Below are 18,092 nucleotides of genomic sequence, written 5' to 3' on the forward strand. Positions count from 1 at the left end.
AAGTAAATGTATCTACAAAAAAGAAGTTTTATATTGTACGTAACTGCTCATCATTAAAGAAAGCTTTCTTCCGTTGGATATTCTTATTCTCTGATTGACAATTTTGGCAGCGGACGTTTTTTTAATCTTTCTGAAAAGCGAAATGTAATATCTGTATGCCAGATAAACTCCGAATCTTGAGGATGGAGGAAGTTTTCTGATTCCTTCTAGAGCAATTTTGAACTCTTCTTCAATTTCTTTTTCAATTTGGGCTTTTACCGCATTATCGAAGTATGAAATATCAACATTCGGGAAGTAAGAGCGTCCCAAGATCTGATAATCATCTTTCATGTCACGAAGAAAATTCACTTTCTGAAAAGCTGATCCTAACGTCATGGCATAAGGCTTCAGTCTTTCAAATTCATTAATATTTCCTTCCGTAAAAATATGAAGACACATTAATCCTACCACTTCCGCAGAACCCAGAATATATTCTTTGTATAAATCTGAATTATAATCTATTTTCTGAAGATCCATTTCCATACTTTTCAGAAACTGATGAATAAGGGCGTAATCAATTTTATACTGATGTACGGTTTCCTGAAAAGAATGAAGCACCGGATTCAGAGAAATTTTATCTTCCAAAGCACAGAATGTTTCTTCTTTGTATTTTGAAAGAAGTTTCTGCTTATCATGATCGTGAAAGCTGTCTACGATTTCGTCGGCAAGGCGAACATAACCGTAAATGGCGTAGATCGGGTTTCGTATTTTCGGAGAAAGCGCCATAATTCCTAAAGAAAAGCTGGTGCTGTACTGTCTGGTTGTCTCCCTGCTGATTTTATAAGACAGGTCATCAAAAAGTTTTTTCATAGTTAATTCAATTTATTTGCTTCTCTGGCGACTATTTTACCTGATATAATGGATGGCGGAACTCCCGGTCCCGGAACCGTTAGCTGACCTGTATACAGAAGGTTTTTTACTTTCCTGTTTTTTACAGATGGTTTTAAAACTGCAGTTTGTGATAAGGTATTGGCAAGACCGTAAGCATTGCCTTTGTATGCATTATAATCTTTTTTGAAATCTTCTACGCAATAGCTTCTTTTATACTCTAATTTAGAAATAAGATCTGAAGTTCCTGTATGTTTTTCCAGTCTTGAGATCATTTCAAGGAAATACTTCTCCCTCATATCTTCAGAATCTTCTATTCCCGGCGCTACAGGCATCAAAAGAAATACGTTTTCTCCGTTTTCCGGCGCGGTATCTTTATCTGTTTTTGAAGGGCAGCAAGCGTAGAACAATGGTTTGGTAGGCCACTTTTTATCTTCATAAATTTCGTTTGTATGAAGCTCAAGATCATTTTCAAAAAATAAAGTGTGATGCGTAAGATTGGGAATTTTTTCGCTAAATCCTAAATAATAGATAAGACAGGAAGGTGCAAAAACTCTTTTTTCCCAATATTTTTCGTCATAATTTCTATGAGATTCCGGAAGTAAAGTTTCGGTATGCTGATAATCTGATGAAGCAATTACCGTGTCGAATCTTAATTCTTCACCATTGATTTTCAGACCGACCGCTTTGTTATTTTCAAGAATAATTTTCTCAACGTTGGAATCGAAATGAAAATGGACTCCGCCCTCAGAAGCGATCTGCATCATTGCCTGCGTAACTTTTGCGAATCCTCCCATCGGATACCAAGTTCCTAATTTATAACCGCCGTAGTTCATTAAACTGTAAAGAGCGGGGATATCTTTCGGCGCTGCTCCTAAAAAAATTACAGGAAATTCCATGAGCATAATAAGTTTAGGATTTTTGAAGTATTTTCTTACAAAACGCTGAAAATTCGTCAGTAAATCTAATTTTAAAGCACTTTTCGCAATTTTCGGAGAAACAAATTCAAACCATGAATGGCAGGGTTTGTTTACGAAATCTTTCATTCCGACTTCATATTTGTACTGGGCGTCGTTCATGAATTCGTCAAGCTGTTTTCCTGCGCCTTTTTCTATGCTTTCGAAAAGGTTTTTCATCTCTTCATAATTCTCAGGAATTCCCATCACTCCGTCTGAAAAAACCATTTCAAACTGAGGATTCAGAGGAATAAGATCATAAAAATCCGTAGATTTCCTTCCGAAGTCATTAAAAAAAGCTTCGATAATATCGGGCATCCAATACCAGCTTGGTCCCATATCGAATACGTAACCATTATCCGTTGTAAACTGTCTTGCTCTGCCTCCCACTTCGCTGTTTTTCTCGAAAACATGCACTTCATATCCGTCTTTGGATAAATAGGAAGCTGCCGACAAGCCGGAAAATCCTGAACCGATAATTGCTACTTTTCTGCTCATAGTTTTGTTTTAGTTTTTAAATGCGTATTCCTGATAAACCGTATTGATAAGATCTTTGCTGTCGATATTTCTGGAAAATATCGGATGGTGAAAACGGTCAAGTTTATTAAGAATACGTATAAGTTCCATTTTTTCTGTATAATTTAGGTTTCCGGCAACAATATTAGTTGCGTTTCGGATCTTTTCCATCTGTTTGTCAAGAGCAAGCAGCCCTTTTTCTGAAATGCTGATGTATTTACTTCTTTTATCATCATCAGATTCGGTCTGTTCGATCCATCCCTGTTTTAATAATCTGGCAATAATGAGCATTCCCGCAGGTTTTTCCTGAATATTTTTTTTAATCAGCTCTGTTTTGGTCATTCTTCCGAAAGATCTCAGATTGATAAGGTAAATAAATTCTTCCTGCGTAGAAAATTCAGAATCCGCGATTGCAGATTTAGAATAAGTTTTTGCATATCTGTTAAGATGTACCAAAAGTGTATTAATAGCACTTTCAGGGCTTCTTCCATTTTCTTTTCCTTCCCAGTAGGGATCATTTTGCTTATCCTGATTTTTAGAAGATTCTTTATCATGTATCCAGGTTTTGAATCCTTCAACATCTTTAGAATATATATTTCCCGAATTTTCAGCTTCAAATTCTTCTAATAATCCTATTATGTCTTTAATCAAAGAATATTCCATTTCGTAAAAATTAGTATACAAATATACTATTTAATTTAAAATAATAAATATTTATACACTTAAATATTTTTTCATTATCTTTAAAAATTATTAACTATGGATATGAAAACTAATTCTGATGTAAAAGAAACCTCATCCGGTGACTGTAAAAAATATATCAATGATTATCTGCATTCCTGTGTAAAGAAGGAATTCGGGCTGGACATTTCATTTGGAGAAGAATATGAAATCATGCAGAATATTGTTTCCAATAAGTCTATGATTGTCCCTACATTCTCCGATTATATTGTGGAAAATCCTAAGCTTCATGCTTTTTTGAAAGCACACATCGCACATCTTAATAAAGAGATGTTCGCTTCCCATATTTCTTAAAACAACATTTGATAAAATAAATTTATGAAGGGCGTTCTGAAATTTCAGAGCGCTTTTTTGTAGATGGAATTCTGAAAAGTACTTACTTATTTAAGACTTTGTATATCTGTATTTTTATCTCTTAAATAAGTCTATAAAAGTTCCTTATTAATTTTTCAAAAAAAGAATTACAGTCGAAGGAAAATAACCATTATGTTAAATAAAAAAAATAAAACACTGTTTTACAAATACTTATAATTAAATAGATACACAATAGATATATACTTTTTTCTTTTGAATAGGTTTATTTAAGTTCCTTTGAAGCAGAAAATGCAATCATCACTATTGTTCCGTTTTATTTTTCAATCTGCAAAAAACTTTTTAAAATGAAAAAAGTTTTTACTGTTTTTGTATTGCTTTTTATGCAGTTCCATTTCTCTCAGATTTTTATATCAGAAGGAGCACATATTTATGCAGAAAAAGAATCATTATTAGATTCTCTCATACAAGGGGTTCCGATTTCCCATGCAGTACCTGCTAAAAATTCACCTGAAAAAACAAAGAAGAAAAAATATCATAGAAAAGATAATAAAAATAAAGCTGTTTCTGGAAAAACTGTTTTGGTGAATAAAAACTTAGCCAATAAACAAATAACAGAGCAAAAATCTTTCGACAAAATTTTTAAAAGTTCACTAAATAATAACAATAGCTTTAAAACAACTGAAAGGCAAAATTCTGCTGTTACTTTTACGTCGATTTTTAAAATAATAGATATAGCTGTAATAAAATATTTTGTAAACCAGAGTTATTATTACAGAGAAGTTAAAATTTTAAACTCACAAATCTTTCATTTTTATTCTCAAACTAACTATTGCAGTTTTTCAGTAAGACCACCTCCTACTCTGTCAATATAAATAAAAAAACAAATTGTTGAAATATTTTGGTAATGAAAACCAATAAATAAAATTTTTAAAATAATGAAATTCTTTACAATTTTTTATAGAAAATATCAAAAATTCAGCTTTGCTCTATTTTTGATACTATTCTCTATTCACAGTTTAAAAGCCTCGACTTATGATGTAAATAACAATGGAGACGGAACTGGTTCTTCAACAGTAAGAACCTTAAGATACTGCATTACACAAGCTAATGCAAATCCCGGAGCTGATATTATTACGTTTAGCGGGCTAGGAACCGGGACTCATACAATTACTTTAACATCATCTTTACCTGACATTACAGGACAAGTAAGTATTCAGGGATATACGGCAGCCTCTGCAGCGCAAGGCCCTTTAGGGCCATCAAGCAGTCGCAGTATCAGAATTCAGATCAATGGAAATGATATTACGACACATATGTTTGCATTTGTTGGAGGATCAGATGGATCTTCCATCAGCGGTTTGGCGATGTATAATACTAAAGGAGTTTGTATTTTCGTACCGGCGAATATCAACGGATTGCATATTTGGGGTAACTATTTCGGATTGCTTGGGAACGGCAGTGTTGGTGCTACTCCAGCTGACACAAGATTAGAATCATCTGTTTTATTCATTGGCTCGACTTCTGTAGCCGCAACTATTTCCAATCTAATTATCGGAACTAACGGTGATGGAGGATCAAATGGTGGTACAAATGACGCTAATGAAGGCAATGTTATTGCCAATACTTATCGTGATGCTGTTGCCGGCGGTAGTGTTAACGGAATATTTTTTTATGGAGATGTGGGTTTAACACTAAATAACAGCAAAGTAGCAGGTAACTATTTCGGACTTTTACCAGATGGCACAACGGTTTCACCAATCGGACAAAATGTACCTGTTGCAGAAGGATGCCCAATTTCATTTATTGGTACAGTAGGAACCAATGTAACAATAGGAACTGATGCTAATGGTATATCTGATGCAGCGGAAAGAAATATTATTTCCGGAAGCACTATTTATGGGATTCAAATGGAAAGTGCAAGCGGAATCAACATTGCAGGCAACTATATAGGAACCGATTATACAGGTACAACGGCAAAGCCGAATGCCACTAGAGATGGCATTTATCCAGCAATTAATATTCAGCAAAGAGCCGGGTTATTTGCACCTAATAATATTGTTATAGGTTTCGATGACAGAATTCATACTGCTGTTGATGCCCCGTTTGTAAGAAATGTAATTTCTGGTAATGGCGGCAGAGCTGTTGCTGCTGCTACTCTTGCAGGTGCAACTTTAGATACAAGAACAAATAATATTGTCGTCGCAGGTAATTATATAGGGGTTGATGCCACAGGAAACACAGCATTACCAAACGGAACATTCGGTACAGCACTAACTTTTAGTACCGGAGCCGGAGTAAGCTTAAACAGTGTTACAAATTGTAGGATAGGAACCGACAGTGATGGTGTTGAAGATGCGTCCGAACGAAATATAATTTCCGGAAATCTTAACGGAGCCGGAGTTTATTTAGCATCCAATAACTTTGCGGTAAGTAATAATATTGTTGCAGGAAATTATATAGGTGTAGGAGCAAACGGAACAACCGCTTTAGGAAACGGAAATGCAGGAGTGTATATAAACTCAAATGGAAATGGGGCTAACAATAATATTATAGGATCTAATGATGATAACACAAGGGATGATATTGAAGCTAATATTATTGCCAATAATGGATATAAATCCGGAGCAACGATACGTGGCGGTGTGATGATTACCAATAGCAGTAGTGTCGCTGCCAATGCATCCAACAACAACAGGATTTCGAGAAATGTTTTTTATAATAATACGGGGTTACCTATAGATCTGGCAAGTTGGAACGGAACTGCGAATGATTATGGCGTATCACCCAATGATGGTGTAACAACAGCCAATCAGCCTAATTTATTACTGGATTATCCTGTAATTACTGCTTATAGCATTACATCCGCTACAACTCTGGATGTTTCAGGATATATAAGCATATGTAATGGAAATGAATCTACAGCAGGAGCTACCATTGCAGGAAATAAAACCATTCAGTTTTATAAAGTTGCTGATGATGGCGACCAAAATGGAGCAATTACAGGTGGAGTCTGTACCAGAGTAACCAGTCACGGTGAGGGAGTTCAATATTTAGGAAGCATTACAGGAGTTGCAAATGCTTTTAATAATCAGACGTTAACGTTTGTTTCAGGAGCTACATTTTCATCAGGTGATAAATTAGTAGCAATAGCTATCGATGCTAATGGAAATACTTCAGAATTTGGAGCTGCAGCAATAATTGCAGATTTAGCCGTAACAAAAACGGTAAATAGTCCAATAGCAGGAGTAGGAAGCAATGTAATCTTTACCATTACCGCAAGTAATGTAGGTCCGGATTCCGCAAGTAATGTTGTAGTAAATGATATTTTACCTTCCGGTTATACTTTCGTAAGTGCCACAACTTCTGCAGGAACATGGACAGCTCCGAACTGGACTATTGGAAACCTAACAAACGGAGCCAATGCAACACTTACCATTACAGCAACTGTAAAAGCAGGAGGAAACTATGCTAACACGGCTACAATTAGCGGAACATCTACACAGGCTGATCCTGTTTCCGCAAACAATTCTTCAACAGCAACAGTAAATCCAGATTCGGATGGAGACGGAATTCCAGACAGTACCGATTTAGACGATGATAATGATGGAATTCTGGATACGGCAGAATGCAGCGGAAGCACCATTCTTAATAGTACTTTTCCAACTACAGGTGGTAATACAGATACAGTACCTGACTGGACTATTGATGGTACATATGGCGGTACTTGGGGTTCAGGTACGGGAAGAGTCAATCTTAACACCAATGGTCTTGAATTTAGAAGAGATGCAGGAACAACAACTACTTTATCAAGAAACCTATCCAGTGTTTTCGGTACTACTTTTATCAATCTAAACAATCTATATTGGTTTAGAACCACACAAGGTAATAATACAGGAGGTTTTACCTTCACCGTTTCGTATGCAGGAACAGTTTACGCAACAATTTCATCCGCTACTGTTAATAATACAACATCACCTGTAGTTACAGCTAATAACGGAGCATCTGTAAATATAGCTTCCCTTCCGTTAGTAACATCAAACTCTACAAAATCTGCGAATAGTAATCTTATTATTGCTTTACCAAACAGTACTCCCGTTTCAGGGGATTTGGTATTTACTTTTGTAGCTAACAGTGACGGTTCTCAGGTAAGAGATCTCGGAATGGGATCTGTAGTAATAAACTCATGCAGTGATACTGATGGCGACGGTATTCCGGATTATTTAGATTTGGACTCCGATGCAGACGGCTGTTCTGATGCAGGCGAAGGAGGAGCCGATATTGCCAATTCTGAACTGGTAACTGCAGGAGGATCACTCAGCGGAGGAAGTACAACCATAAACCAAAATCTCTGTGCTTCTGCAACATGTGTAAGCACAACAGGAATTAATATTGGTCTTCCGCAATTTTCATCATTACCGACAGGATACAGCAATACCACCGGACAAAGCATCGGTAGTTCTCAGAATGCACTGGTAAACGGATGTGTTTGCTATGAAGATCCCACTTTAGCAGCGGGACAAACCTATCCTGTAAAGCAGGGAATTACCATTTTGGGCAGAGCCGGAGGAAGCAATACAAGCTGGCCGATGATCAGAAATTCAGCGTATACCGCACTGGAAGCCAAAACAAAAGGTTTCGTCATTACAAGAAACTCCAGTCCGGAGACTACGATTGCTATTCCGGTTGTGGGAATGATGGTTTTCGATACTGACGAAAATGCAGGGGCAGGATGTATGAAAATTTACACAGGAGCCGGCGCAGGCGAAGGCTGGAAATGCTTCAGCTCGCAAGGCTGTCCTTAATTCAATCATTTTTGGCAACCGTTTAGATCATATTTATCCGGTTGCTTTATTATCGTTTTTATTAATTTAAATTTTAAACAATGAAAAAGACCACAATTATATTATTCGTTCTGATATTCGTAGAAGCTTTTTCGCAGGTAAGAATAGGATCTGCAAATTCCGTAGGAAATGTAAGCAGTACTTCCGTTTTGCTGGAATTCGGGACAGACAACGACAAAGGCATTATTCTTCCTTATACAGAAACCGTACCTTCAGGAACCAATAATTCTAAAGGAGGAACTTTTATTTTTGATGTTTCTTCAAATGCAGAATATAAAGTAAAAGTAAAAAATGAAAATACGGGCTGGACAGATTTAAGCATCCGTTCCGGCTACTCCGCTGCCATAGAAAATACGGTAAAAACACCACAGGCATTGCCTTTAAATGACTTCAGCGGAGCAAGGGCAATTATCGGAAATTCAGGCACATCTACGGACGGTGTTCTGGTATTGGATTCCCCAAATAAAGCATTGGTTTTACCAATAGTCTCCAATTTTACCAATATTAAAAATCCGTCTCCGGGGATGATGGCATTTCTTAAACATCCAACAGACGCAACGAAACATCGGCTAATTATTTTTAACGGACAAAAATGGACGTTTTGGAAGCCGTGAGAAATATAAATTTTTATACTTATATAAAGTCCGTTTTAGCCATTCTCAAATCGGACTTCTTATAAAAAAGAATAGCATTTTAAATTACTGATTATAAAAAACTGCAAAAATTAGTAATAGGTTATGTTTTCTTCTTTATGTAAAATTATCGCTTTTATTTGATTGTTAAATTAAAAATTAATAAAATTTGAATTTTAAAGATATCCATATCGGCACACTCATTCGTCAAAAAATAACCGATAGCCAGATTGATATTGTGCGCGTCTGTAATTTTTTTAGTTTATCAGAACCTGAAATTGAAAGTATGCTTAATTCAGAAAGTTTGGAGTCTAAAATTATTCTAAAATGGTGCAAGTTGCTGGAATATGATTTTTTTAGGATATACAGCCAACATCTTATCCTGTATTCTCCTCCTACTTCCGGATCGCATTTGGTAAAAAAAAGAAAATTGAAGTCGAGTCTCCCATCTTTTCGGAAAAATATTTATACTAAAGAAATCATAGATTTTATATTGAACCGGATCAACTCAGGAGAACTGAGTAAAATTCAGGTAATCGAAAGATACGGAATTCCCAAAACAACTTTGTATAAATGGATTAATAAATATGAAACACTGAATAAATAAGTTTTATTCAATTCTAAATAAAAAACAAAATTATGAAAGAACTTCAGCCAAATTATAAACTCATATTTTCAGATATTCTGGAGAAAAAATATCCCGAAAAACGTAAAGAATGTGAAAGAATTCTCAGAAAAAAATTATTGTCCAGTTTTGATATCATCAACCTCAACACAATTATTTTCGGAAAAGAAGTTCAGGCAGAAGATGAAAATCAAAGGCACAAATCCTACAAGAAATCTGACATAAAAAAAATTATTGAATACCAGAAAAAGTATAATCTGAATAATGTAGAAACCTGCACTCAATTTAAGATAAGCAGAAACACTATTTATAAATGGAAAAAGCTTTACGAAAAAAAGAATTTGACCTAAATATTAAGAAAATTATAATTATAAACTGATTTTCAAAACATTGGCACAAATAGATATAAAATAGACACAGCGTTTTTTGAATTCAAACAACTTATTGTCTTTATTTGCTCTTGTAAAAAGGAGGTGAAGCACAAATGATTATTTATTAATTGCAAAACTTTTTTCGGTAACGAAAAGAGTTTTGCTTTTTAACTATTTCCTAGAAATCAAGTAAGGTTATATTAAAAATTTACTCTTATTTTGAAAATACTGTTAGGTAAAACTTAAAATTCGATTGATTATAAAAGCAATAAAAAATATTTTTCATTCGATAAAATCAAATCTTTTCAAAGGAATATCAAAATGGCAGATTTAATTATCTGTCTTTTTTTAAATTGTAATTAAATGCTGTTAATTTTTAAGTAATTTTATTAAATGATTGATTTTATTAGTTTATGAAATTAAATAAAGGATTGTTTTTCTTCATTATTCTGTTTTTTTCAAATTTCATTTTGGGTCAGAAACCTAAAAAACAGCTTGATTCTCTTTTCAACCGTCTTCTGGTGATGCGTTCAGAAGGAAAACTGAAAGAATCTTTAGTTTTATGCAAAGAATTAATTTCAGGATATGAACAGCTGAAAGACGAAGAGAAAGCTTTAAAGACATACTTTATTGCAGCCAATGTATCCAGCAATCTTTACAATACAAAAGAAAGTCTTGCTTATCTGGATATTGCTGCAAAAAAAAATGAAGGATTGAAGGATGATGATATTCTTACAAAGATAAATGCCGAATATGGAAGGAATTATAAAAATTTAGGTTTTTATAATCTTGCTTTGGATTATTATCAGAAAGCAATTGATGTCGCAAAAAAAACCAACAATAAAATAAATCTGGGGTATTGCTACGGATTACGGTCTGTTGTTTACGAAGAACAGAAAGATTATGCCAGAATGTATTCTGATCTTCGTAAAGCTCATGAAATAAATCCTTCGACATACACTGCTTCAAGGCTCGCAAAATATTTCATTTCATTAAAAAAAAATACAGATTCTGCAAAGTTTTATCTCGATTTGGGAAATAAATACAATACTCTGAAGAAGCTTACACCATTCGAAATATCAATTTTAGACAGGAATTGGGGACGGTATTACTTAGAAAAAGGAGATTATAAAAGTGCAGTTTCTTATCTTGAAAAGTCGCTTGAGATTTCCAGAAAGCTAAAGAAACCTCAAGACATAAAAGATACCCACAAACTTTTGGCAGATGCTTATAAACTGATGAATCAGCCCGCTAAAGCTGCTCTAAGTTTAGAAAAATATACTGTAATTACCGACAGTCTTTCCACCGAAAAACAAAAAATACAGGATTTCCCTATTAAAAAAATTATTCAGGAAAAAGAAATCAGTACCCAGAAAACTTATACTAAATTATATATCCTTATAGCTTTAACTATTATTTTATTTCTAGCTATTTACAGTTATACTTTAAAAAGGCACAATGCCCGAAAAAAAGAAAACATTGCGTTACTGAACACAAAAGAAGAAGAAAATGTACAGCTACAGCAAAAAGTAAATGAATCTTTTGAAGATATTATCCAGCTTGCTAAAAGTAACAGTCCTGAATTTTTCACCCGCTTTCAGGAAGTATATCCTGAAGTAATCAATGAACTCCTGAAGATAGATCCCAAATTAAGAGTATCAGAACTTACATTATGTGCGTTCATTTATCTTGGCTTTAATACAAAAGACATCGCGGGTTATACTTATAGAACCATTAGTACTGTTCGAAACAGAAAGCACAATCTGAGAACAAAACTGAATATTCCAGCAGAAGAAACTACAGAATTGTGGTTCAAAAATCTCGGAAACAGATTGTACTGATAAAAAATTATTTTCAAAATACTTTAAACCAAAAACTCCTCAAAAATCTGAGGAGTTAAATAGAAAAGTAAATGGTGTGAAAAAACAAGTGTATAAATAACTTTTTATTCAAAATCCAGCAAGCCGTCGGCGAGAATCTTCCACTGCATTTTTCCGAACCCGAAAATTCCGCCAAGAGCGATGAAAAAATTTCTTATCTTATCCCAAAAAGATGTATTGAAATTCGGTCTTTCGTTTCTCCCGTATACTGCGGCTTTCAATATATTCCCTTCTTTGGAGATCAACATACTGGAAGTGGCTGCAGGCGTATAAAAATGCGCAACATAACCTTTCAGCTTATTGGGCTCTTTAGACGGTCTGCACATCATCAGATAAGATTCGCTTTTGTCTGTATCCCGATGCGAGATGTTAATGATCTCTACCCAGTCGTATCCTTTAGCTTCCACCGTTCCGGGACCGGGAATGGCAATTCTTATAAAATCTCCTTTTTTAGGAAAACGGTCTGCCAATTCTCCGGAAGCATCAAAATGTTTAAAATCTGCTGAAGCATGACCACAGTATTCTTTCCATCGGTTTATAGAAAAAAAACGTTCTTTGAGAACAGCAAATTTTGAGTTGATTTCTAAAATCTTAAACTGTTTCGTACTTTCGGTATCGTGGAATCCTCCTTTCTTTTGTATCGGAACTCCCGGAATCTGCTTCGGCTTCATATTTCTTTCTTTGTGATGATCTGTTACAAATTTAGCATACAATACTGCAGCTGATTATGAGCAGAATCACAATCATGTATTTTATTTATCAATTGATTATAATCATACATTTATTATTCAGGAATAACGAAATTCGGTTTACAGAATCAACAGAAAAGAATTGTAAACGAAGTGTTATTTTATGAAAAAGAATTTTTTCGACCGATTTGCAGATCGGTCTGCATGTTTTGCCGGAAGTCCCGAAGCCTTTATCGGAGCAAGTGTTTTAGTAATTATCTGGGCTGCAACGGGTCCGTTTTTTAAATTTTCGGAGGTCTGGCAAATGGTTATTAATACAGGAACCACAATTGTTACCTTCTTAATGGTTTTTCTTATCCAGAAAGCTCAGAATAAAGATTCAAAAGCCATCCAGATTAAACTTAATGAACTGATTAAAGCGCATGATAAGGCTAATAACAGAATTGTAGATATCGAAGATCTTACAGAAGATGAACTGGACGAACTTCATAAACTTTATGAAAAATTCGGAAAGCTTCCCAAGAGAAAAGAGGACGATCCTGCCTGAGACGGAGGATGATGCAGCTGAATATTTTGTTGCTGTTAAGCTTAATCAGTATTCTAAATCTATTAAATAATTTATGATGATGAATCTCCGGAACGATCTATTAGAATTTACAGGAAATTATTTTCAGACAACCAAAGAAACCATTTCTGTCGCAGAGAGTGTAACGGCTGGGTTTTTACAGTTTTCATTTTCGCAGATTAAAGATGCCTCAACTTTTTTCAAGGGCGGAATTACGGCGTATACGCTGGAAGAAAAAGTAAGATTTTTAAAAATTGACCGAAAAGAAGCAGAAGAGAACGATTGTGTTTCGCAGAATATTGCAGATACCATGGCTTTAAATGTTACGGACTTATTTCATACCGATTGGGGAATTGCCATTACAGGTTATGCAACTCCAGTGGAAGAATCAGAACACAGGCTTTTTGCTTATTTCAGTTTTGTCTATAAAAATAAAACAGTCTTTTCCCACAAAATGAATCTTAATTCCAGAAAAGAAGCGATTAATGCCCAAATGTGTTACAGTGAATTTATTCTGGAATGCCTGAAAGTTGAAATGGAAAAACAGCTGACAATGAAAGAGAAAGAAAATTAACACCATCACACCACAAATATTATATATGGAAAGTTTACAGCTAAAAGGAAAAAACGTTTTTATAACCGGAGCAGACAGCGGAATCGGAAAAGCAACAGCACTGCTATTCGCAAAGGAAGGAGCAAATATTGCTTTCATTCATTATAAAGACACGAAAGATGCAGAAAAAACCCAGAAAGAAATTGCAGATTTCGGAAAAAATTAAATTCCTGATGAATGTAAAGAGATAATTCTGAAATTGGTTTAAAAAAGGTTATAAAAAAACTATTCCCAGAAATAAATGCTGAGAATAGTTTTGTAATTTATTTAAGAAGGTATTTCCTATTTAACTGCTGATTTTGCTTTTTCAGATTCCATTAAATGGTGTTCTAAAGTAGGAAGTGTACTGCTGGCAAAAGATTTCAGAGATGCTTCCGAACCACCGGAGGCAGCTTCTTTTTTAAACGCTGCAATATCTTCTTTATGATCGCTCACCATAAGATCGGTGTAGGCTTTGTCGAAATCTTTTCCTTTTTTAGCTTTCAGATCATCATACATTTTCTGTTGATCTGCATCTAAACCTGTCGGCAGTGTATATCCTGCTGTGGATGCCCATTTTTTAAGTTCATCATTGGCTTTGCTGTGGTCTTTTACCATCATTTCACCCAATGATTTCACTATGGCATTTTCTGCATTTGTTGCCGCAAGTTTTCCCATCATCACTTCCATCATTCCTCCTTTTGCTGCAGCATCGGCAAACGATTTATCCTGATCGCTAAGAGAGGTTTTGGAAGCAGAATACGGCTGTGTAGCTGCTGCATTTGCGGAATCATTTTTCATCATTCCCGAATCTGCGGGTGCCGTCATTGCAGTGCTGTCCGCAGAAGTGTCTACATTGGTCGTTTCATTTTTTTTACAGGCTACCATCGCTGCGATAGCAAGAATACTTAGAATTGAATTTTTCATAATATTAATATGTTTGTGGTTTAATTTGTAGGATATTTTATGTTTGATTTCTAATGTGTAACAATTTGTCTGCCAAAAGTTTAAGATAGCAGCAGAACAGATACCACAATTATTGATTTAAATTAGATATTAAAAAAAATTTATCAGAAACCGCTGATTTCTGTCTGAGAAGAAGGAACCTGTTGTTTCAGTTCGAAGCTGAATTCAGGAAATTGATGTAAGGTAAAATTATATTCAATCTGTTTTTCGGAAAGAAAATCTTTGATGGTAGCAATAAGATTCCGGATCATCCAAATATGGAAGGTGTATTTCTGATCTGCAAAAGAATCGATCTGTTTACAGACATTAACGAAGGTACGCTGAACAATCTCTTCTGCAAGTTCTTTAGAAGAAACCGATTTTAAAGCAAGACCATACAATATACTGCTGTAGCTTTTGTAGAGTTTTTCAAATCCTGCTGCCGGTTTTTCTTTATCAAAATACACAAGGCGACCTCTGCTGAGTTGATTTCGGTATTTAATTTTGTCATGTGGTGGTTGCGATATGGTACTGAATCATACTATTTTTCACGTCATCCAATGTCATCAGAAATTTAAAAATGATAGGAACAGAACATCAACGCAACTGACAAATCTCTACACTCTATAAATAAAATTTTACGATTTCTATCTAAACGATCAGATAAAATCTACTATACAAATGCTATGCTAGAAATTTTAATTTTCTGAAATGACGAGATTAAAATATCATCACTTGTAATAAAAAAATCCCCAACAATGAGCTGAGGATATATCTTAAGTGTGTTTAATCGGCTATTCTTAAACTTAAATTGTGTAGACTATTTTATTACATTAAGATACAAAATTTTATACACTTGATTTCTTTTTAATATAAAAAAATATTACAGTCATTTACAAACTTCAAGGTATAATGTTAGTAGAAAAAGCTTTTGCCAAGATATTACTAAGCACTTTCACAACAAAAGAAACATTTTTTTGGCGGATTAAACTCTTTCAATTTCTAACAATTCATATTCAATTTTTTCTTGTTTAGAAGCATAATTAATATAATAAACTCTTAAATGAATTTTACAATTTTGGTTAAGGTATAAGCGATCATATTCTATAAGAGTTTCTTCATCTAATTCATTATTTATATATCCCGAAATTGGTTTTCCTTCTGTATCTAGAATTTCAAATTTATTAGAATCTAATAACATTCCACGCAATACACCTTCTATTATTATTTCATCTTCATTTTCAATAACTGTAGATATTCTTCGGTAAGCTTTATTTACTTGTTCATTACTCAATTCTACATGAACTTCACCACTATCCATTTTTAAAATAGAATTTTCATTTACCACCTCTTGTAAAAATTTCTTTAGGTTGCTTAGATTTCTTTTTGGTGTTTTTTCTATAATTTCAGAAAATAGATCCTCTTCTAATGCAGTATTCTTAATTAAATTAATTACATCTTTCATAGCTTCTGAAGTGTCAACCAGATCATAAAGATCATGTTCATCGTAATCAATTCTAGTCAACTCTATTCCAAACGAACCCTTTGGCAATCCTGTTAAATATAGATCATTTTTAACCTTTTTCTTTGTACGTCCCCTTTTGCCAACTTTACCATATTTGTTGATAGCTAACTGCGTCTGAACTAGTCCTTGGACAGGCTGCGTAATCTTACTAACAAATGTTGATTTAATACCATCTGAGCCATAGACTGCATTACCACTAAATAAAAATTGCATTACTGGTTCGTGTATAATATCAGGTATCTTGCTTAGCTCGTCGTTCAACATCTCAATTTTTTCTTGTAAGCTATCAGCCATCAATGGATGAGAACGAACCATTTCTAATAACCGTTCAGTATCAATTATTTCAGCTTTAATATTTTGTCTTCTATTATGTAAACTCATGATCTTAGTGACTTTAAATAATTTAGTGCTTCTATATCATTTGTTGTCGTATCTAAGGGTATTTTTAACATACCTTTCCAAATTCCATTTCTTTTATGTGTAAATAACTGTATCCAATATCTTGCCGATTCAACAGTAGATATCGGATCATGGTCTATTGGTACAAAATAATGATCTAAGAAGAAGATGTTTTTGGCTAATTTTGGACTAAAAAACTCTGGAAAAACAACTTTAATGTCATATAGCTGTGGAATTGTTAAGCCTTGAAAAAAGGTAACAACATCAATATCTCTTGGTTGTCTGGATTCTGACACCTCAATATTTTCTAAAAAACTACCGTCCATCCATTGAAATCCGCAGTTCATACCTGAATCTCTCATTTTCATTCTAAACTCTATAAACTTTTCTAACAAATTCACTCTGTGAGGCGATGTAGAAAATTTTTTACACAACTCTAAAGTAGTACATTCATAAGGAGATATATCACTTATTAAAGCGGGGTTTCCTAAATGTGGAGGCAGAACATTATTATGGTCAAAATCAGGAATTGGCATCTTATAAAATAAGGTTATTGTTTTTAAGACAAATATACACATATTTATAAAATGCAATACTAAGGTTTTCCGTAATATTACTTCTCAAAAAACAAATCCGCTTCTGCTTTTCTTCTTCTCACCAAACCTGCCAGAACTTTTCCGCCTGCTGTGGTGTATTTTGTAGTAAACCAGGTTCTGATGGATTCTGCATCTGCTTTTTTATTGATAAGTGAGAACAAGGTATCCGATCCGCCTGTGTTGTACGTGTGCGAAACAAGAGCATCGAACTGGTTTTGGGTAAGCTGAATTTTAATTTTTGCTGACACTATTTTTTCATAGGTGGGTAAAACCGATGCAAACAATTCTGCCCCTTTTTCCTTTGTAATCGGCAGATCTTTCATGGTCACTTTTTTGCCTCCGGGATAATAGGTATTTCCGTAGCCGATTGTCGGAATTCCGGCAGAATCCAGATAAGGTTTTGCGCTGAAGCCTTCGAATGATAAAATGAAGTTTATACCTTTTTGTGATGTTGTCATTTTTTAAAATATTTATAGGTGAAAAATGCGAGAATTATAATTCCTGCAATGATGGTGATAACAATCCATGCGCCTGCCTGAAATCCGTTTACTTTTATCTTTTTTGTCTGTGCAGAAATTTTGAGATCAGATTCTTTTTTTACTTCTTTAGAAATGATTTTCTGATCTGTGTTCCGGATAAGACTTACCGCCTGCTCTTTTTTTATCTCTGATTTTTTGTTGTCTGATTTCACATAATGATTATTGATAATATATTCTGCATTTCCCACAATTGAAATACTCTGAAGCGTATCTTTCCCTACAATGTTGTGGTAAACAAAAGGATTGGCTTCATCGGATTTTCCTTTGATAAATATTTCTCCCGATTCTTCGTCTTTTCTATCATCAGAAAGCGTTTGCGAGGAAGTGTTCTGAGCAGACTGCCGGTTTTGTGAACTCAGGGAATCTGTTTTTACTTTTTCTGATTCCTTTCTGTTTTCTTCATAATGAGTGACTACTTTATTTTTACTTCTGCAGCCAAAAGCAATACTCATTAGCGTGATGAGCAGTAAAGTTTTTATTTTCATGATCTTGGTGTTT

At 34.3% G+C, this 18,092-nt stretch carries 20 protein-coding genes; 10 read left to right on the top strand and 10 right to left on the bottom strand.

From position 1 onward, the window contains the following. Window positions 1-12: 12 nt before the first annotated feature. Genes KKI44_RS05985 through KKI44_RS05995 form a run of 3 tightly spaced genes read right to left on the bottom strand, consistent with a single transcriptional unit; the run spans window position 13 to window position 3,002 of the window. Window positions 13-849: a phytoene/squalene synthase family protein gene (locus tag KKI44_RS05985; protein ID WP_214590288.1), complete on the bottom strand. Its 837-nt coding sequence runs from the start codon at window positions 847-849 to the stop codon at window positions 13-15. Between the two features lie 2 nt (window positions 850-851). After that, window positions 852-2,321, bottom strand: a complete 1,470-nt coding sequence (locus KKI44_RS05990; RefSeq protein WP_214590289.1) for a phytoene desaturase family protein — start codon at window positions 2,319-2,321, stop codon at window positions 852-854. Window positions 2,322-2,330: 9 nt separating this feature from the next. Next, a complete protein-coding gene (locus KKI44_RS05995; RefSeq protein WP_214590290.1) occupies window positions 2,331-3,002 on the bottom strand; it encodes a MarR family winged helix-turn-helix transcriptional regulator in 672 nt (223 codons plus the stop codon). Window positions 3,003-3,098: 96 nt separating this feature from the next. Here KKI44_RS05995 and KKI44_RS06000 point away from each other — a divergent pair, with 96 nt between their 5' ends. The 7 genes from KKI44_RS06000 (at window position 3,099) to KKI44_RS06030 (ending at window position 11,705) form a co-directional block, all read left to right on the top strand. Then, window positions 3,099-3,374, top strand: coding sequence for a hypothetical protein (locus KKI44_RS06000; RefSeq protein WP_214590291.1), 276 nt, complete (start codon window positions 3,099-3,101; stop codon window positions 3,372-3,374). Window positions 3,375-3,739: 365 nt separating this feature from the next. Further along, complete coding sequence (locus KKI44_RS06005) at window positions 3,740-4,267, top strand: hypothetical protein (protein ID WP_214590292.1); 528 nt, start codon at window positions 3,740-3,742, stop codon at window positions 4,265-4,267. 63 nt (window positions 4,268-4,330) lie between these two features. Further along, window positions 4,331-8,197, top strand: coding sequence for a DUF11 domain-containing protein (locus KKI44_RS06010; protein ID WP_214590293.1), 3,867 nt, complete (start codon window positions 4,331-4,333; stop codon window positions 8,195-8,197). A gap of 80 nt (window positions 8,198-8,277) precedes the next feature. Continuing rightward, window positions 8,278-8,850, top strand: a complete 573-nt coding sequence (locus KKI44_RS06015; RefSeq protein ID WP_214590294.1) for a hypothetical protein — start codon at window positions 8,278-8,280, stop codon at window positions 8,848-8,850. A gap of 304 nt (window positions 8,851-9,154) precedes the next feature. After that, window positions 9,155-9,475, top strand: coding sequence for a hypothetical protein (locus KKI44_RS06020; protein WP_317195192.1), 321 nt, complete (start codon window positions 9,155-9,157; stop codon window positions 9,473-9,475). 32 nt (window positions 9,476-9,507) lie between these two features. Further along, complete coding sequence (locus tag KKI44_RS06025) at window positions 9,508-9,843, top strand: helix-turn-helix domain-containing protein (RefSeq protein ID WP_214590296.1); 336 nt, start codon at window positions 9,508-9,510, stop codon at window positions 9,841-9,843. Window positions 9,844-10,277: 434 nt separating this feature from the next. Beyond that, window positions 10,278-11,705, top strand: coding sequence for a tetratricopeptide repeat protein (locus KKI44_RS06030; RefSeq protein WP_214590297.1), 1,428 nt, complete (start codon window positions 10,278-10,280; stop codon window positions 11,703-11,705). 104 nt (window positions 11,706-11,809) lie between these two features. On the opposite strand, the gene KKI44_RS06035 is transcribed toward KKI44_RS06030, so the two are convergent. Continuing rightward, window positions 11,810-12,415: a hypothetical protein gene (locus KKI44_RS06035; RefSeq protein WP_214590298.1), complete on the bottom strand. Its 606-nt coding sequence runs from the start codon at window positions 12,413-12,415 to the stop codon at window positions 11,810-11,812. A 181-nt stretch (window positions 12,416-12,596) separates the two neighbouring features. Here KKI44_RS06035 and KKI44_RS06040 point away from each other — a divergent pair, with 181 nt between their 5' ends. From KKI44_RS06040 to KKI44_RS06050, 3 genes are all read left to right on the top strand, one after another. Then, on the top strand, window positions 12,597-12,980 hold the full coding sequence (locus tag KKI44_RS06040) for a low affinity iron permease family protein (RefSeq protein WP_214590299.1): 384 nt from the start codon (window positions 12,597-12,599) through the stop codon (window positions 12,978-12,980). A 73-nt stretch (window positions 12,981-13,053) separates the two neighbouring features. Continuing rightward, window positions 13,054-13,572, top strand: a complete 519-nt coding sequence (locus KKI44_RS06045) for a CinA family protein (RefSeq protein ID WP_250902171.1) — start codon at window positions 13,054-13,056, stop codon at window positions 13,570-13,572. A gap of 25 nt (window positions 13,573-13,597) precedes the next feature. Continuing rightward, a complete protein-coding gene (locus tag KKI44_RS06050) occupies window positions 13,598-13,777 on the top strand; it encodes an SDR family NAD(P)-dependent oxidoreductase (RefSeq protein ID WP_214590300.1) in 180 nt (59 codons plus the stop codon). Window positions 13,778-13,893: 116 nt separating this feature from the next. Here the strand turns inward: KKI44_RS06050 and KKI44_RS06055 are convergent, their stop codons facing one another. The 6 genes from KKI44_RS06055 to KKI44_RS06080 all read right to left on the bottom strand — a co-directional run bounded on the left by KKI44_RS06055 (window position 13,894) and on the right by KKI44_RS06080 (window position 18,079). Next, complete coding sequence (locus KKI44_RS06055; RefSeq protein ID WP_214590301.1) at window positions 13,894-14,517, bottom strand: DUF4142 domain-containing protein; 624 nt, start codon at window positions 14,515-14,517, stop codon at window positions 13,894-13,896. A gap of 143 nt (window positions 14,518-14,660) precedes the next feature. After that, on the bottom strand, window positions 14,661-15,002 hold the full coding sequence (locus KKI44_RS06060) for an RNA polymerase sigma factor (protein ID WP_214590302.1): 342 nt from the start codon (window positions 15,000-15,002) through the stop codon (window positions 14,661-14,663). Window positions 15,003-15,520: 518 nt separating this feature from the next. Next, window positions 15,521-16,441 carry a hypothetical protein gene (locus KKI44_RS06065; RefSeq protein ID WP_214590303.1) on the bottom strand — a complete coding sequence of 307 codons (921 nt, stop codon included), beginning with the start codon at window positions 16,439-16,441 and terminating at the stop codon, window positions 15,521-15,523. Further along, window positions 16,438-16,995, bottom strand: coding sequence for a DUF6932 family protein (locus KKI44_RS06070; protein ID WP_214590304.1), 558 nt, complete (start codon window positions 16,993-16,995; stop codon window positions 16,438-16,440). Before KKI44_RS06070 ends, KKI44_RS06065 begins: the two co-directional genes overlap by 4 nt. A 77-nt stretch (window positions 16,996-17,072) precedes the next feature. Continuing rightward, the gene (locus tag KKI44_RS06075) at window positions 17,073-17,513 is read right to left on the bottom strand and encodes a lysozyme (protein WP_214590305.1); all 441 of its coding nucleotides are present in this window, start codon (window positions 17,511-17,513) and stop codon (window positions 17,073-17,075) included. Then, on the bottom strand, window positions 17,510-18,079 hold the full coding sequence (locus KKI44_RS06080; protein ID WP_214590306.1) for a hypothetical protein: 570 nt from the start codon (window positions 18,077-18,079) through the stop codon (window positions 17,510-17,512). The genes KKI44_RS06075 and KKI44_RS06080 overlap by 4 nt, the downstream gene beginning before the upstream one ends. Window positions 18,080-18,092 lie beyond the last annotated feature (13 nt).

Origin of the sequence: Chryseobacterium sp. ZHDP1, from assembly GCF_018603435.1 — a bacterium.
Taxonomy (GTDB): domain Bacteria; phylum Bacteroidota; class Bacteroidia; order Flavobacteriales; family Weeksellaceae; genus Chryseobacterium; species Chryseobacterium indicum.